The organism is Xanthomonas sp. LF07-6 (genome assembly GCF_034105445.1).
Classification (GTDB): Bacteria; Pseudomonadota; Gammaproteobacteria; order Xanthomonadales; family Xanthomonadaceae; genus Xanthomonas_A; species Xanthomonas_A sontii.
Genome location: NZ_JAXGGI010000001.1, coordinates 371,298 through 387,658, shown reverse-complemented (window position 1 = coordinate 387,658; position 16,361 = coordinate 371,298). Strand labels below are relative to the sequence as shown.

The following is a 16,361-nucleotide window of genomic DNA, read 5'->3' as shown; positions in this document are numbered from 1 at the left end:
CCGGTGGCCGGGCAGGGCGGTCGGCATCGCCGCCGTCGTCGCAGGCCGATGCCCACGCAAAGAAAAGGCCCGGACAAGCCGGGCCTTTTCGCGAGACGTCAGTGACGCCGTCGCTTACCAGATCACCACGCGCTTGTCGCCGCTGCGCACCATCGGCGCGCCCGGCTTGCACTGGAACGCGGTGGCGAAGGCCTCCAGGTTCGACGGCGCACCGATCGCGCGGAACTGCGCCGGGGCGTGCGGATCGGTGGTCAGGCGCACCATCGCGTTCTGCGGGGTGTACTTGGTGCGCCACACGGTGGCCCAGTTGATGAAGAAGTTCTGGTCGCGGCTCATGCCGCCGACCTTCGGGTCGTCCTTGCCCTCGGTGGCCTTCTTCATGGCGTCGTAGGCGGTGGTGATGCCGCCCAGGTCGGCGATGTTCTCGCCCAGGGTCAGCTTGCCGTTGACGTGCTTGCCGTCGACCTCGTAACCGTCGAACTGCTGCACCAGCTTGCCGGTGAGCGCGGAGAACTTCTTGGCGTCGGCCGGGGTCCACCAGTTCTCGAAGTTGCCGGTCGGCCCGAAGCGCGCGCCCTGGTCGTCGTAACCGTGGGTCATCTCGTGGCCGATCACCGCGCCGATGCCGCCGTAGTTGAACGCGTCGTCGGCCTTGGGGTCGAAGAACGGCGGCTGCAGGATCGCCGCCGGGAACACGATCTCGTTCTGCAGCGGGTTGTAGTAGGCGTTGACCGTCTGCGGGGTCATGCCCCACTCGGTCTTGTCCACCGGCTTGCCGATCTTGCTGAGGTTGTACTTGTAGTTGAACGCGGTGGCGGCGCGCACGTTGTCCAGGTAGCTGTCGCGCTGGGTGCTCAGGCTGGCGTAGTCGCGCCACTTGTCCGGGTAGCCGATCTTCGGGGTGAAGGTCTTCCACTTGTCCAGGGCCTTGGCCTTGGTCTCGTCGCTCATCCAGGTCAGCTTCTCCAGGCGCGCCTTCAGCGCCTGGCTCAGGTTCTCGACCAGTTGCTGCATCTTGGCCTTGTCGTCGGCCGAGAAGGCGACCTTGACGTACATCTGGCCCATCGCCTCGCCGGCACCCTCGTTGATGCTGCCGAGCACGCGCTTCCAGCGCGGCTTCATCTCGGCCTGGCCGTTGAGTTCCTTGCCGTAGAAGGCGAAGTTTTCCTGCGCGAAGGCGTCGCTCAGGTACGGCGAGGCGCTGTCCACGGTGTGGAAGCGCAGGTAGGCGCGCCACACCGACGGGTCGGTGTCGCCCAGCGCCTTGCTCACTTCCTGGTGGAAGGCCGGGATCGCCAGCGAGAACTTCTCCGGCACGGCCACGCCCTGCGACTCGAAGAACTTGGTCCAGGGGAAGTTCGGGGTCAGCTTGTCGGCGTCGGCAGGGGTGACCGGGTTGTAGGACAGCTCGGCGTCGCGCGAGAGCTGCTCGCTGGACTTGGACACCTTGGCCAGGCGCGTTTCCAGCGCCACCACGTCCTGCGCCTGCTTGGCCGCGTCGGCCGCCGGCACGCCGGCCAGCTCCAGCACCTTGGCCACGTGCGCCTGGTAGGCCTTGAGCTTGTCCTGCTTGTCGGCGTCGAAGTAGTAGCTGCGGTCGGGCAGGCCGAGGCCGCCCTGCATGGCGTAGGCCATGTTCATCGCCGAATTCTTGAAGTCCGCCTCGGCGCCGAAGCCGAACAGGCCGTTCTCGCCCTTGGCCGCGCTCTGGCGCAGGTACTCGGCCACCGCCGGGCCGTCCTTGAGGCCGTCGATCGCGGCCAGGTCGGCCTTCAGCGGCGCGATGCCCTGGGCGTTGATCTTGGCTTCGTCCATGCCCGAGGACCAGAAGTCGCCGACGATCTTCTCCACGCCCTGCGGGTTGGCCGCGGCGGCGGCCTGTTCGGCCAGCTGGTGCTGCGCCGCGACCGAGCGCTCGTCCAGGATCGAGAACGCGCCCCAGCTGCTGCGGTCCTTGGGGATCTCGTTGGCGGCCAGCCACTTGCCGTTGACGTAGCCGTTGAAGTCGTCGCAGGCGTTCTTGCTGGCGTCCAGGTCGTCGACGTTGAAGGCGTTGTAGGCCGGCAGCTTGCTGGTGTCGAGCTTGAGGTCGGTCGACGCCGCGGCCGGGGCGGCGGCCGGCGCGGGCTTGGCGGCGTCGGCGGCGGGCGCGGCGCTCTCGGGCTTGTTGCAGCCGGTCAGCGCGGCGCTCACGGCCAGGGTCAACAGCAGCATCTTGGGATTGCGAAGGGTCACAGGCAGGCTCCAGGCCGACGTGGATAAAGGAATGGCCCGCACGGGCCGTGGCGAGACTCTACGCCGCCACTGCAGGTTTCAGGGGTGTCGAAGGTCATGGGTGGCCCTGGCCATTGGGCCGCAGGACGGCGTCGCCGCCTGCCGTCGGCAGGCCCGCCGGCGCTGGCTTACCATGCGGCCATGACCCGCGAACCGCCATGCGATGCCCTGATCGTCGGCGCCGGCCACAACGGCCTGGTCTGCGCCGCCTACCTGGCGCGGGCCGGCTGGAAGGTGACGGTGCTGGAGCGGCGCGGCGTGGTCGGCGGCGCTGCGGTGACCGAGGAGTTCCACCCCGGGTTCCGCAACTCGGTGGCGTCCTACACGGTGTCGCTGCTGCAGCCCAAGGTGATCGCCGACCTGGATCTGGCCGGCCACGGCCTGCGCATCGTGCCGCGCCGGCGCAACAACTTCCTGCCTTTGCCGGATGGACGTTATCTGCTGACAGGCGCCGGCCACACCCAGGCCGAACTGGCCAGGTTCTCCGCACGCGACGCCGCGCGCCTGCCGGCCTACGAGGCGCGGCTGGAGGGCATCGCCGACGTGCTGCGCGCGCTGGCGTTGCAGCCGCCGCCCAACGTCACCGATGGCGGCTGGCTGCAGGCACTGCCCGAGCTGCTGCGCGCCGGCCGCCTCGGGCGCCGCCTGCATGCGCTGGATGCGGAGTTGCGCCAGGACCTGCTGGACCTGTTCACCATCTCCGCCGCCGAGTATCTGCAGCGCTGGTTCGAGAGCGACGCGGCGCAGGCGTTGTTCGGCTTCGACGGCATCGTCGGCAACTACGCCAGCCCGTACACGCCGGGATCGGCCTACGTGCTGCTACACCACGTGTTCGGCGAGAGCAATGGGGTCAAGGGCGCCTGGGGCCATGCGCTGGGCGGCATGGGCGCGATCACCCAGGCCATGGCCCGCGCGGCCACTGCGGCCGGCGCGCGCATCCGCACAGATGCGGGCGTGCGCGAGATCCTGGTCGAGGGCGGACGCGCGGTCGGCGTGGTCACCGAGCAGGGCGAGCGCCTGCGGGCGCGGCACGTGGTCGCCAACGTCAATCCCAAGCTGCTGTACGAACGCCTGCTCGATCCGGCGCACGTGCCGGCCGCCACCCGCGAGCGCATGGTGCACTGGCGCTGCGGTTCCGGCACGTTCCGCATGAACGTGGCGCTGTCGCGGCTGCCCAGTTTCAGCGCGCTGCCGGGGCCGGGCGATCATCTCACCGCCGGCATCGTACTGGCGCCTAGCCTGGACTACATGGACCGCGCCTACCACGACGCGCGCCGGCACGGCTGGTCGCGCGAACCGATCGTCGAACTGCTGATTCCCAGCACCCTGGACGATGGCCTGGCGCCGCCCGGCCAGCACGTGGCCAGCCTGTTCTGCCAGCACGTCGCGCCGCAGTTGCCGGACGGGCGCAGCTGGGACGCGCACCGCGAGGAGGTCGCCGACCTGATGATCGCCACCGTCGAGCGCTACGCGCCGGGCTTCGCCGCCGCGGTGCTGGGCCGGCAGGTGCTGAGCCCGCTGGACCTGGAACGCACTTTCGGGCTGATCGGCGGCGACATCTTCCACGGCGCGCTGAGCCTCAACCAGTTGTTCAGCGCACGGCCGATGCTCGGCCAGGCGGCGTACCGCGGTGCGATTCCCGGCCTGTTCCTGTGCGGCTCCGGCACCCACCCCGGCGGCGGCGTGACCGGCGCGCCCGGCCACAATGCGGCGATGGCGTTGTTGCGCGGTTGAGCGGCGGCGGACGATAGCGGCAAGAAAAAAAGAACCCTGGCATGGCGACCAGGGCGAGGGAAAGGCGCGGCGCGTGCAGCGCGCCGCGCGTGCCACGGCGGCGCGCCGTGGCGTTGTCTGCGCCAGCGTCAGGGCGCGCCGGCCTGCACGGATGCGCTCGGTCGTGCCGCGGAACCGCCCAGGTGCGCGTCGAAGAACCCCAGCATTCGGGTGTAGAGGTTGAGGTTGTTGTCTTCCTTGTAGAAGCCGTGGCCTTCGCCGGACTGCACGATCACGCCTTCGGGTGGGTTGCCGGCCGCCTGCAGCGCCTTGGCCAGCGCCTCGGTGTGCTCCGGCGGGCAGCGGTCGTCGCGTGCACCGGCGGCGAGGTAGATCGGCAGCGTCAGCGCCTGCACGTGGTTGATCGGCGACATCCGCTCCTGCTCGGCACTGGTGCTGCCGAAGGCGCGCAGCAGATAGCGCCTGCCGCTCTCGCTCTTGCTGGTGTCGCTGAGCCGCAACTGGATCTTGGCGTCGTACATGCCGACGTAGCCGAACGCGCAGCGGAACAGCCCCGGCGCGCGCACCGGCGCCATCATCGCGGCGTAGCCGCCGAAGCTGCCGCCGTAGATGCAGATCCGCGCCGGATCGGCCAGACCCTGCTGGATGGCGTACTGGGTGCCGTCGACGATGTCGTTGATGATGCCCCCGTCCCACTGCCCGTAGGCGCGGTCCATGAACGCCTTGCCGAAGCCGCCGGAGCCGCGGTAGTTGAGTTGCAGCGTGGCGTAGCCGCGGCTGGCGAACAGTTGCGCCTCCGAATGGAAGCCCCAGTTGTCGCGCGGCCCCATCGGTCCGCCGTGCACGTTGACGATCAGCGGCAGGTTCTTCGCCTGCGCTCCGGCCGGCACGGTGAGGTAGCCATGGATGCGCAGACCGTCGCGGGCGGTGAACTGGATCGGCGTGATCGTGGCCATCTTCGCCGCATCGATCCAGGGCCGGCTCTTCATCAGGAAGCGCGCCTTGCCGGTGGCGCGCTCGTACAGGTACAGCTCGCCGGGATTCTGGTCGCTGCGCACGCTGACCACGATGGTGTCGCCATTGCGGGTGGCGCTGGCGAAGTCGACGTACTGGCCGGGAAAGGCCGCGGCCAGGCTGGCGTACAACGCTGCGTCCGGATGCGCCTCGTCGATCAGCCTGACCTGCGGCGCGCCGGCCTCGGTGACCACCGCCAGCGCGGTGTCCGAGCCGTCGGTGGCGGTGATGGTGCGCGCCACCTCGCTGGTGGGGTCCTGGAACAGGGTGACGAAGCCGCCGCTGCGCGGATCCAGATACCCGAACGCGCCGGGCGCCTTGCCGTCGTCGCGGGTGGCATAGACGCGGCCGTTGGCGGTGGACCAGGCGATGTCCAGGCGCGCGCCATCGGCCTTGCTGGCGTTGATGAGCTCCCACTTGCCGTCCTTCAGCGCGTACACCTCGCTGTGGCTGTCGTAGCCGGTGTCCTCGTCCTTGTCGCTCTGGCAGGTGGCGAAGGCGGGCTGCTTGGTCGCGTCCAGGGCGATGGAACAGTTCGTCTTCGGCGCGCGGCCCAGCGATTTGCGCCGCCCGCTGAGGGTGTCGATCATCACCACTTCGGTGCCGGCACCTTCCGAGGAGCGCGGGTAGCGCACCTGCATGACCACGTTCTGCTCGTCGTCGCGCAGCGTGTCGAGCAGCGCGAACGATTCGCGGCCGACGCTCTTGCCGCGCTGGGTGACGCCCTGGGTGCCGTATTCGATCAGGGTGCGCGGCTGGCCGCCGTCGGCGTCGACCGCGAACCACTCGCCGGTGCCCATCGGCCGCTCGAACGAACCGACCTTCTTGACCGCGGTGAACAGCAGCCGCTTGCGGCCGGTCCAGTAGAACGCGCCGACGCTCTTGCCGTCCGGCAGCACGTTGACCTTGATCGGCTTGAGGTCGCGCGTGCCGAGCACGGTCAGCACGTCCTGCTCGCCGCGGTCCACGGTCAGCGCCAGGTATTCGCCGTCCGGCGAAATCTTCACCGCGCTGTAGGTGGGACGTTTGACGAAATCCGCAATGGGCGGGGGAGCGGCCGCGGCGATGCCGACGTGCAGGCACAGCCCCAGCGCGCAGAAAGCAACGAGTCGTTTCACGAGAATCCTTTTTGCGTGATTGAACACAGCGAGAGCCCGATGCCGGGCTCTCGCTGACCTCCGGTGCGCGTGGTGCGGCTCAGCGGAAGCGGTACTGGAACTCCGCCGCCACTTCGCGGCCGTACGGGCTGTAGGCGCGCCAGAAGTACGGATACGTGTTGTAGCCGCTGTCCTTCGGATGCGTCTTGTCGAACACGTTGTTGACGTAGAAGTTGACCGTCAGCTTGTCGGTCAGCTTCTTGCCCACGTTGGCGTTCCAGATGAAGTACGGCGCGATGCGGCCGGTCTCCTGCCAGTTCGGCAGGCTGCCGTAGCGGATCATGAACACCGCCGCCTGCCAGTCGTTCCTCTGCCAGGTCGCGGTGGTACGGATGCGGCTGCGGAAGTCGAAGTTGCCCAGGTCGTCGCGGTAATCGAGGATCGGATCGCCCTTGAACTCGGCCGACTTCTGCTCGAGGGTGTGCGAGTAGCCCACCTGGAAGCGGAAGTCGCCAAGCCGGTCGGTGTCCAGGCGGTAGTCCAGCGACGCATCGATGCCCTTGGTGCCGAGGAAGGCGCGGTTGATCGGACCGCGGCGAATCTCGGTGATCTGGCCGTCGTTCGGCGTGCCCGGCGCGTTGAGGCGGGTGACCCGCGACAGCATGTCGTTGCAGAACGCCGAGCCCGGCGCACCCAGGGTGAACGGGTTGCGGTTGCGGGTCAGCCCGGTCACGCAGCCGGCTTCGCCGTCGAGGATGTAGGTGGAGGTGATGTCGGCCACCACGTTCTTCAGGCGGATGTCGTAGTAGTCGGCGGTGACCGACAGGCCGTCGAGCACGTCCCACACGAAGCCGGCGGTCCACGACGTGCCGGTTTCCTCGGAGAGGTTGGTGGTGCCCTGGCGCACGCCGTACGCGGTGTAGTTCACCGTGGTGTCCGAGGTCGGGCACTGCGCCGCGGCGCGGCCGCTTTCCAGGCAACGACGGGTGTCGAAGATGCTGGAGAACGAACCGCTGCGATCGGCGAACACGTAGTGCAGGTCCGGCGCGCGGAAGCTGGTGGAGTAGGAGCCGCGGAACAGCAGATTGTCCAGCGGACGCCATTCCAGGCCGGCGTTCCAGGTCTTGGCGTCGTCCACCGCGGTGACGTCGTCGTACTTGTCCAGGCGTCCGGCCAGGTGCGCCTTCAGCGAGCTGAGGATCGGAATCGACAGCTCCACGCCCAGCGCGTAGCGGTCGCGCTTGCCGCCGCCGCCGGTGCCGGTGAGATTGTACGGACGGTCGGTGCCGGTGTAGTCGGGCAGGATGCGCGGGTCGGCATTGAGCTTGTATTCCTGCTGCGAGGCTTCGACCACGCCGGCAAAGCCCAGCGCGCCGGCCGGCAGCTCAAACAGGTCGCCGGAGAGCACGAAGCTGCCCTGGTTGACATGCGAGTTGGCGTCGGTCTTGACCGTGGTGCTCAACGCCGCGAACTGGTCCGGGGTCAGTGCGCTGTAGTAGCGCTGCTGGTTCAGGCGATACACCGGATAGGTGACGCCGCCGACCACGCGGGTGCCCAGTTGCTGGCCGAGGAAGTAGTCGTTGACCGCCGAGGCCATCAGCCGCGGACGATCGACCTTCACCTTGTACTCGGCGCGCGACAGGGTCAGGTCCCAGTCGAAGCGGTCGCCCAGCTTGCCGCGCAGGCCGGCGGCGAAGTCGTAGGACTTCTCCTTGTTGCGCGCCATCAGGTGCTCGACGCCGCCGGCTTCCTGCGGGGCGAACACGCGCTGCGCGTCGACCAGCGCGTTGAAGCCGGGATCGAACCACAGCGCGCCATTGGTGCGGCCGGACCAGAACTGGGTGCCCGAGGTGTACTTGGACTCGGACGACCAGGCCTGCAGGCTGGCCCAGCCCTGCATGCCGCCTTCGAAATCGAAGGTGCCGTAGGCGTAGCCGGACAGGTCGTTGTTCTCGTTGCGGATGGTCTGGTAGGCCGGATCCTTGAAGGTGCCGCAGGCCTGGCCGAGGTTGGTGATGGCGCCGGCGGCGCTGGCGCTGCGGTAGTTCCAGCGCACCCACTCGTCGCCCAACTGTTCGCAGGCGCCGGCCGGCGGCGCGAAGTAGGAGTTGGTGGTCGAGCCGGTGCGGCGGCGCACGCGCATGGTGCCGGTCGGCTGGATGCCGACGAAGGCCGGCGGGAACGGGTTGTCCAGCGACGAATCCATGAAGTCGCGCTGGTAGCCGTACAGCGGCTCGCCGGCGGTGTACTCGAAGGCGTAGGTCAGGCTCCAGCGGTCGCCGGTCTTGCCGCCGATCCACTGGAAGTCGCCGGTGTCGCCGCCGCCGCGGGTCAGGGTGCTGCCGCGCAGCTTGACCAGGTCGCCCTCGTAGTTGGTCTTGAGAATGACGTTGACCACGCCGGCGACCGCGTCGGAGCCGTAGATGGCCGAGGCGCCGCCGGCGAGGATCTCGATGCGGTCGACCGCCGCGGCCGGGATGTTGCCGAAGTTGGCGAAGTTGCTCTGGCCGTTGTACGGCAGCGGATAGTCCGCGGCGCGGCGGCCGTTGATCAGCAGCAGGGTACGGCCGGGGCCGAGACCGCGCAGGTTGATCACGCTGGCGTTGGGGGTGAAGCCGCCCTGGAACAGCTCGTTCTGGGTGGAGCCGGAGGCCTGGGTGAGCGTGCTCAGCGCGTCGAAGACGGTGTTGAAGCCTTCGCGCTCGATCTGCGTGGCGGAGATGATGGTGACGGGCGAGGGGCCCTCGACCTCGGTGCGCTGGATGCGCGAACCGGTCACCGTCACCTTCTCGAGGGTGCGCGCCTTGGCGCCGGTGGCCTCGGTCAGTTGTTCCGTCTCCGATTCCTCGCTCGCGGGCTGGCTTTGCGCCAGCGCCGATGCGGCGGGCAGGGCCAGAATGGCGGACACAGCAACGACTAGAAGACTCCGCTTGGGAGTCGGTGCTTTGACTGACATTGACAAATTTCCCCTAGATGCTTGTGCAGTACCCGGGTCCCTTCCTGGACAGGTACGTGTAGAGAGTGTGAGGTCCGTTTCACGTTTCTTGACCGTAGCATGAACAAATCGGAAAAGTAACGAAAAATTTGCGTTACATGACATGTTTTTGAAGTGGACGTGCTGTAAAGGCGGTCGCCGCGGCAGGCGCACCTGGACGCCACGTGATGCAAGCCCTTGTCGCCGCGGCGTTTGCGCCAGCGCGAGCCCGTTTCGCTCCGCGCTCGCCCTGCGGCCGGGGTGTGCGGCGGCGGCTGGCGGCAGACACCGCGCATGCGCGCGAATGCTGCGCTGCGGTCATAATCGGAGACCGCCGCGCCCGCCTGCGTGCCGCCGCGGCCAGCCTTCCAGGGGAGATCGGGCGCATCCATGAGCGAACAGGTTCAGCTCTACAACCAGGCCATCGCCGCGCTCAATCGCAGCGACTGGCCGCACGCGCTGCGGATCGCGCAGCATCTGCTGCAGGCCTTGCCGCAGCATCCGGGCGTGCATTTCGTCGCCGGCGTGGCGGCGCTGGAGTTGCAGCAGATGCAGGTCGCCGCGGTGCATCTGCACCAGGCCGCGACCCTCAATCCCGAACGCGCCGACTACGCGGCGCAACTGGCGCGGGTGTTGGCGATGGGCCGGTTCCTTCAGGATGCGCACCGTTTCGCCGATCATGCGATGGCGCTGCAGCCCACCGATGCACATACCCTGGACACGCTGGGCGTGGTCTACAGCCAGGTCAACGAACACGCCGCGTCGTTGCAGGCGTTCACGCGTGCGGTGCAGGCGGCGCCGCAGCAGGCCAGCTTCCGCTACAACCTCGGAACTTCGCTGCTGTTCTTCGGACGGCTGCAGGAGGCCGAGGCCGAATACCGCGCCTGCCTGGCGCTGGAGCCGCGCTACTGGAAGGTGTACCTGTCGCTGTCGCAACTGCGCAAGTGGACGCCGGAGGAGAACAACCTGGCGCTGCTCGACGCCGCGCTGGCGTCGGCCGTCGACGATCCGGACGCGGTGCTGCACCTGAACCTGGCGCTGGCCAAGGAGCACGAAGACCTCGGCGACTACCGCGCGGCGTTCCGCGGTTATGTGCAGGGCAAGTCGGTGCACAAGCGGGCGCGCGGCTACACCTCCGAGCGCGATGCGCGCCTGTTCGAGGCCCTGCATCGGAGCTTCCGCGCCGATGATGCGCCGGTGGCGGGCTTCGAGAGCGAGGAGCCGATCTTCGTGATCGGCATGCCGCGCAGCGGCACCACCCTGGTGGACCGGATCCTGTCCAGTCATTCGCAGGTGCACTCGGCGGGCGAACTGCAGAACTTCTCGGTGGTGCTCAAGCGCCTGACCGGCACGCCGTCGCCGGAGATCCTCGACGAAACCACGCTGAGCCAGGTGCAGGGGCTGGACTGGCGCGCGCTCGGCCGCGGCTATGTCGAATCCACGCGCCCCGGCACCGCGCTGAAGCCGCGCTTCGTGGACAAGCTGCCGCACAACTTCCTCTACGCCGGCCACATCGCGCGGGCCTTGCCGAAGGCCAAGATCGTGTGCCTGCGGCGCGATCCGATGGACACCTGCCTGAGCAACTTCCGCCAACTGTTCGCGCTGTCATCGCCGTACTACGACTATTCCTTCGACCTGATGGACGTCGGCCGCTACTTCCTGATGTTCGACCGGCTGATGGCGCACTGGAACGCGGTGCTTCCGCAGCGCATCCTGCAGGTCGATTACGAGGACCTGGTGAATGCGCAGGAGCCGACCACGCGCCGCCTGCTGGAGTTCTGCGGCCTGCCATGGGACGACGCCTGCCTGCATTTCGAGCAGAACCAGGCGCCGGTGGCGACCGCCAGCGTGGTGCAGGTACGCACGTCGATGACGCGTTCCTACATGGGGCGCTGGCAGCGCTACGGCGAGGATCTGCAGGAACTGAAGGCGCTGTTGTCGGCGTTCTATCCGTAACCACTGGGCCGGCCACGCGGCCGGTCTCTACCGCTCCGTGATCGGTCGCTGTGGTATCCGGCGCGCACGCTGGCGCGTGGCGCAGGCGTGGTGCGGAGCGGTGAGCGCTGCGCACTTCTTCCGTGGCGCTCCTGTGTGCCGCGGCATTGCCGCACTGCGCGTGGCTGGCCTCGCCTAGTCCAGATCGGTCTGGATCCAGGTCGGCGAATGATGGATGTCCAGCGTCTGCAGACGGCCAGGACCCAGGTTCTCGAACCGGTGCGGCACGCCGGCGGGACCGAAGACCACGTCTCCGGCCGCCGCCTCGAGCGTGCTGTCGCCGACGAAGAATCGCGCGCGTCCGACCAGGACCACGAAGGTTTCGTCGTACGGATGGACGTGGCGCGGCGGGCCGTCGCCGATCGCATCGGTGCCGTAGGTCAGGACGGTGACCGCACCACCCAGGGCTGCGCCGGCGACGACGCCGTGCCACGGCGGCGGCGTGTCCGCATCGAACAGCCGTGCCTGGGTTGCCGGCCGCCCGTCCGCGGCGAAGGTGGCGGGATCGAAGTCGCGACGCGCCATGTCGGGTATCTCCACTGGATGCATTGCGGCATCGGATACGACGACGAGGAGGGGGCGTCTCGGCGGCGACGGATGCGTTGGGCGCGATTACAGCATGGGCTGACGGCGCCAACGGCCACGGCGGCGGAACGCCGTCGTACGCAAATCATGTGTGCTTGACCAATCTCGCCGACGTGCCGCGCGGGCAGACGCCTGCAATGGATGGAATGACCTAGTAGGCCGCGCATGCGAGGCAAAAAAAAGCCCACCCTTGCGGGTGGGCTCTGTGAGGACATGCGTGTCGGCTTACTTGCCGAACGAGTAACGCATTTCCAGGTAGTACGCACGGCCGTACACATCGAAGTTGTAATCGTTGTACGCCCACTGCGCGCTGCCCGGGTACGACTTGTCCAGCGGCGGCATCTTGTTGAACACGTTGGTCATCATCAGCGACAGCTCCATGCCCTCGAACGCCTTGTAGGTCACGCTGGCGTTGTGGGTGATGTGCGACGGCAGCTTGCCGGCGCGCGGGGAGGCATAGCCGGCCGGTGCGACGGTCGCCGCGTAGTTCGGGGTCTTGTCGAACCAGCTCGCGTACCACGTGGTCGAGAACTTGCCGATGTCCCAGGTCAGCGACGCGTCGGCCTTGCGCTTCGGGTCGGTGCTCCAGTACGGATCGTTCAGCAGGTCCACCGGCGTGTCGCCCGTATAGCGCACGTACTTGTGGCGCAGGTTCTCGCTGTAGCTGGCGATGGTGCTCAGGTCGCCCCAGCGACCGAAGTCGTAGCCATAGCGGAACGAGGCGGTGACCGCTTCCAGCTTCTGGTTGGAGACGTTGATCTTCGGTGTGTAGATGTTGGTGATCTGGCCGGTGGCATTGCGTGTGACTTGGGCGAACGTGGCCTGGCACAGCGCCGAGGCGGCATCGTCGATGCCGGCGCGGCAGCGGTAGTCCTGGAGGCTCAGGCCATCGGCGCTCTGCTGGGTGACTTCATCGCTGATGTCCCAGTTGAGGTAGTCGACGGTCAGCGCCATGCGGTCCACCGGCGACCACACGAAGCCCGCGCTCCACACGTCGGCGTTGATCGGCTTCAGGTCCAGGCTGCCGGACTGCGTACCGCGGAACTGACGGCTCGAGTAGGCCTGCGGACAGTTGTCGGTATTGCCCGGCAGATAGCCGCGCTGCGCGCACTGGTAGTAATCGACAACGCTGCTGTAGTAGCCGCTCTGGCCCTGGTACAGGTCGGACAGGGTCGGCGCGCGGAACGCGGTGCCGTACTTGCCGCGCAGCAGCAGGGTCTCGAAAGGACGGTACTCCAGCGAGATGCTGTAGGTCGGCTTGTCGATGGTGCGGCCGCTGGCCTTGAACGCATCGTAGCGGCCGGCCAGGGTGATGGTCAGCGGGTCGAACACCGGCATGCGCAGTTCCGAGGTCAGCGCGTAGCGGTCGCGCTGGCCGCCGCCGGCCACCGAGGTCAGACCCCAGACTTCGCCGTTGAGGATGACCGGATCCGGCGCGTAGTCCCACTTCTGCTTGCCGTACTCGCCGACCACGGCCAGGCCCGCGTCGCCGCCGGGCAGGCTGAACAGCTTGCCGTTGGTGGCCTGCACGCGAATCATGCCGTCGGAGGTCTTGCTCTTGTTGGTGGCCTGGCCGGTGAAGCTGGCGAAGTCCGCCTGGCTGATCGGCGAGTAGAACGCCGCGTAGTTCGGCGAGTAGACCGGATACCCGAAAGTGGGATCAACGCCAAGTTGCGGTCCCAGCACTCTGTCGATGAAGAACTGGTCGATCGCGTTCTTGTAGCGGACCAGCTGGCGCTCTTCCAGCTTGTACTGGGTGTAGGTGACGCCGGCATCGTAGTCCCAGCTCGATTGGCCGAGCTGGCCCTGGGCGCCGAAGGTCACGCGCACCGAGTCGCTCTTGTTGCGGCTCATCGTGTCCTTGATGCCGTTGATGCCCATTTCTTCCGGCGCGAACGAGCGCTGCAGGTTCAGCAGGTCGTCCACCTGCGGATCGTAGTAGTAGCCGAAGTCGGCGGCGGTGCCCCACCAGATGTAGTTGGAACCGGCGTTGAACTTGACCTCGTCGTGGCTGTAGAGCACGTCGCCGTACAGCTGCACGTTGTCGTTCAGGTCATGGGTGCCGTGCAGGTAGGCCTGCAGCGACTTGGTGCCGCTGTCCAGGGTGCGGTAGCCCGGGGTGTACTTGGAGCCGCAGTAATACTCGTCGCCGAAGCCACGGCGCTGCTGCTTGGCGATGGTGCCGCCGAACAAGCCGGACACGTTGCTGCAGTTGTTCGGGTCGAGGAACTTGTAGCTGGTGAACGGGCTGTAGACCAGGAAGTCGCGGCTCGGCAGCTGGGCGTTGTAGCCCTGCGTGTTGAACTGCTTGGTCTGGCTGCGCTGATAGGCCCAGATCGGATCCTTTTCTTCGTACTGCAAGCCGCCCAGGATGCTGGTGCGGCCATCGGCCGAGGTCCAGCCGTCGGCGAAGGTGGTGCGGAAGTTGCTGCCGCCGCCCTCGGAGAAGCCGCCGCCGCGGATGCTGAACACCGCGCCGTCCATCTTCTTCTTCAGGATGACGTTGATCACGCCGGCGATCGCATCGGAGCCGTACAGCGACGACTGGCCGCCCGGCAGGATTTCGATGCGGTCGACCAGGTCGATCGGAATGCCGCTGATGTTGTTGAACGTGTCGCTGCCGTTGTACAGCGCCGGGTAGTTCGACATCGGACGGCCGTCGATCAGGTACTTCACGTAGCCCGGCGGCAGGCCGAACAGGCTCACCGTCTTCGCGCCCTGGGTGAAGGTGCCCGAGCTCTGCCCGCCCTGCACGCCGCCGGTGGCGAACGAGCTCTTCTGCAGCACGTCGGCGACGGTGCTGAAGCCGCGCGCCTTGATTTCTTCGGCGTTGATCGTGGTGACCGGGGTGGCGGTCTCGATCTCGGTCTGCGGGATCAGCGAGCCGGTGACGGTGATCTTGTCGAGATTCGTCGCTTTATCGGTCTTGTCGTCGGTCGTGGCGTCCTGCGCGAAGGCGGCGAACGCGGCCGGGACAAGCATGGCGGAGGCCAGCGCGGCACTCAGGTGGCTGTGCTTGAAACTACGAGTATGACGGACAGTCATCTTTCTCTTCCCCGAAAATCAATCGATAAGGCGAGGGGCCTCGTGCCGCGACGTGTGCCTTGAAAGTGGGATCGCGTCCTGCGATCAACCCAAACGTAACACGGACTTAACGCGGTTTGTACATGGGTGTCACTTTTTTCGTCTACCAACAAAAACTGCGGTGATCAGGCGGGAAATGTCGGCGAACGTCGGGCCGCGGCACCGACGTAGACAAATTTCGCGTTGCTTTGCACCATTGCGGGGCATTCGTTGTATAGGTTGCTGAACGGATGTGGGGCGTGGCGGGCCGTGCCCCTGAAGGCCTGCGACGACTGGGCGATCCCGATACCGCCGGCAGCGCGGCCCGGCTACCGGCGCACCATTTCGGTGAGCGCGACTCGCCATCGTGGGGCGTGCAAGTGCGGGTGACCGCCGCATCGGCATGGCGCGCCGCGATCCCGGCGTCTGCGCGGGCCGGTGCCGAGGCGCGCGATGGCGGAGCTGAAAGGTCGGTCGCAGGCCGTGCCACGCGGCATTTGCGCAAAATCCGCCAGCGCTCGCGCCGCCCGCGGCGCGGGACCGTGCGTCGGTGCACTTGTATAGTCATGTGTCTGTGCGGCCCGCGCCGCTGCCGATGCCCGCGGCGCCGTGTGCGGTCCATGGTTTCCTTTCCGTCGCGCGCATGCCTGGCCTGCGTCGCCGACGCTTTCTTGTTGAGTTTCCCGATGACCGATCGCCCGCGTCTCCCCGCCCACGCCGTCCAGCCCAAGCTCGCCCCGCACCCGCGCATCCGCAACGTCGTCGCCGTCGGCTCCGGCAAGGGCGGGGTGGGCAAATCCACCACTGCCGTGAACCTGGCCCTGGCCCTGCAGCGCCAGGGCGCGCGCGTCGGCGTGCTGGATGCCGACGTCTACGGCCCCAGCGTGCCGGCCATGCTCGGCCTGAGCGGGCGCCCGGACAGTCCGGACGACAAGAGCATCGAGCCGATGCGCGCCTTCGGCATCGAGGCGATGTCGATCGGGCTGCTGGTGGACCAGGACACGCCGATGATCTGGCGCGGTCCGATGGCGACCTCGGCGCTCACCCAACTGTTCGCCGATACCCTGTGGGACGACCTGGACTACCTGCTGATCGACCTGCCGCCCGGCACCGGCGACATCCAGCTGACCCTGGCGCAGAAGATCCCGGTGGCTGGCGCGGTGATCGTCACCACCCCGCAGGACATCGCCACGCTGGACGCGAAGAAGGCGCTGAAGATGTTCGAGAAGGTCGAAGTGCCGGTGCTGGGCATCGTCGAGAACATGGCGGTGCACACCTGCAGCCAGTGCGGCCATGTCGAGCACCTGTTCGGCGAGGGCGGCGGCCAGCGCATGGCGCAGCAGTACGGTGTGCCGCTGCTGGGATCGCTGCCGCTGGCGATCGCGATCCGCGAGCAGGGCGATGCCGGCACCCCGGTGGTGGCGGCCGCGCCGGACTCGGCCGCGGCGCAGGCCTACCTGGCCACCGCGCAGCGCCTGACCGAGGAACTGCGCAAGCGCCCGCGCGCGGCCATCCCGATCTCCGCGGCGTTGGGCTGAGCGGCGCGCGGCGCCTGCCGCGAACGCCCCGCGACCGGCTAGAATCGCCGGTCATTGCGGCCGGCCCCATCGGTCGGCCGCGCTCCC

At 67.8% G+C, this 16,361-nt stretch carries 8 protein-coding genes; 3 read left to right on the top strand and 5 right to left on the bottom strand.

Annotation, left to right across the window (positions count from 1 at the left end; all coding sequences use genetic code 11):
* Nucleotides 1–114: 114 nt before the first annotated feature.
* Entirely contained in the window at nucleotides 115–2,214 is a 2,100-nt protein-coding gene (locus SLW56_RS01530; RefSeq protein WP_193312573.1) for a M13-type metalloendopeptidase, read from the bottom strand.
* 201 nt (nucleotides 2,215–2,415) lie between these two features.
* Between SLW56_RS01530 and SLW56_RS01525 the strand changes: the two genes are divergently transcribed.
* A complete protein-coding gene (locus SLW56_RS01525) occupies nucleotides 2,416–4,008 on the top strand; it encodes an NAD(P)/FAD-dependent oxidoreductase (RefSeq protein WP_267085067.1) in 1,593 nt (530 codons plus the stop codon).
* A 128-nt stretch (nucleotides 4,009–4,136) separates the two neighbouring features.
* Here the strand turns inward: SLW56_RS01525 and SLW56_RS01520 are convergent, their stop codons facing one another.
* Nucleotides 4,137–6,140, bottom strand: coding sequence for a S9 family peptidase (locus tag SLW56_RS01520; RefSeq protein ID WP_267123634.1), 2,004 nt, complete (start codon nucleotides 6,138–6,140; stop codon nucleotides 4,137–4,139).
* A 79-nt stretch (nucleotides 6,141–6,219) separates the two neighbouring features.
* The gene (locus tag SLW56_RS01515) at nucleotides 6,220–9,027 is read right to left on the bottom strand and encodes a TonB-dependent receptor (RefSeq protein WP_267099145.1); all 2,808 of its coding nucleotides are present in this window, start codon (nucleotides 9,025–9,027) and stop codon (nucleotides 6,220–6,222) included.
* Between the two features lie 456 nt (nucleotides 9,028–9,483).
* Here SLW56_RS01515 and SLW56_RS01510 point away from each other — a divergent pair, with 456 nt between their 5' ends.
* Nucleotides 9,484–11,049: a tetratricopeptide repeat-containing sulfotransferase family protein gene (locus SLW56_RS01510; protein WP_295965594.1), complete on the top strand. Its 1,566-nt coding sequence runs from the start codon at nucleotides 9,484–9,486 to the stop codon at nucleotides 11,047–11,049.
* Between the two features lie 174 nt (nucleotides 11,050–11,223).
* Here SLW56_RS01510 and SLW56_RS01505 read toward each other — a convergent pair whose 3' ends face one another.
* Together SLW56_RS01505 and SLW56_RS01500 are read right to left on the bottom strand one after the other, a co-directional pair.
* Nucleotides 11,224–11,613, bottom strand: a complete 390-nt coding sequence (locus SLW56_RS01505) for a cupin domain-containing protein (RefSeq protein ID WP_267099147.1) — start codon at nucleotides 11,611–11,613, stop codon at nucleotides 11,224–11,226.
* 285 nt (nucleotides 11,614–11,898) lie between these two features.
* Nucleotides 11,899–14,655, bottom strand: a complete 2,757-nt coding sequence (locus tag SLW56_RS01500; RefSeq protein ID WP_295969721.1) for a TonB-dependent receptor — start codon at nucleotides 14,653–14,655, stop codon at nucleotides 11,899–11,901.
* Nucleotides 14,656–15,422: 767 nt separating this feature from the next.
* Here SLW56_RS01500 and apbC point away from each other — a divergent pair.
* Nucleotides 15,423–16,274 carry an iron-sulfur cluster carrier protein ApbC gene (gene apbC, locus SLW56_RS01495; protein WP_152239691.1) on the top strand — a complete coding sequence of 284 codons (852 nt, stop codon included), beginning with the start codon at nucleotides 15,423–15,425 and terminating at the stop codon, nucleotides 16,272–16,274.
* Nucleotides 16,275–16,361 lie beyond the last annotated feature (87 nt).

Excerpts from the sequence above, each read along its gene's own strand:
- SLW56_RS01530 (WP_193312573.1), bottom strand. The coding sequence starts at position 2,214 with ATGCTGCTGTTGACCCTGGCCGTGAGCGCCGCGCTGACCGGCTGCAAC.
- SLW56_RS01525 (WP_267085067.1), top strand. The coding sequence starts at position 2,416 with ATGACCCGCGAACCGCCATGCGATGCCCTGATCGTCGGCGCCGGCCAC.
- SLW56_RS01510 (WP_295965594.1), top strand. The coding sequence starts at position 9,484 with ATGAGCGAACAGGTTCAGCTCTACAACCAGGCCATCGCCGCGCTCAAT.
- SLW56_RS01505 (WP_267099147.1), bottom strand. The coding sequence starts at position 11,613 with ATGGCGCGTCGCGACTTCGATCCCGCCACCTTCGCCGCGGACGGGCGG.
- SLW56_RS01500 (WP_295969721.1), bottom strand. The coding sequence starts at position 14,655 with ATGCTTGTCCCGGCCGCGTTCGCCGCCTTCGCGCAGGACGCCACGACC.
- apbC (WP_152239691.1), top strand. The coding sequence starts at position 15,423 with ATGACCGATCGCCCGCGTCTCCCCGCCCACGCCGTCCAGCCCAAGCTC.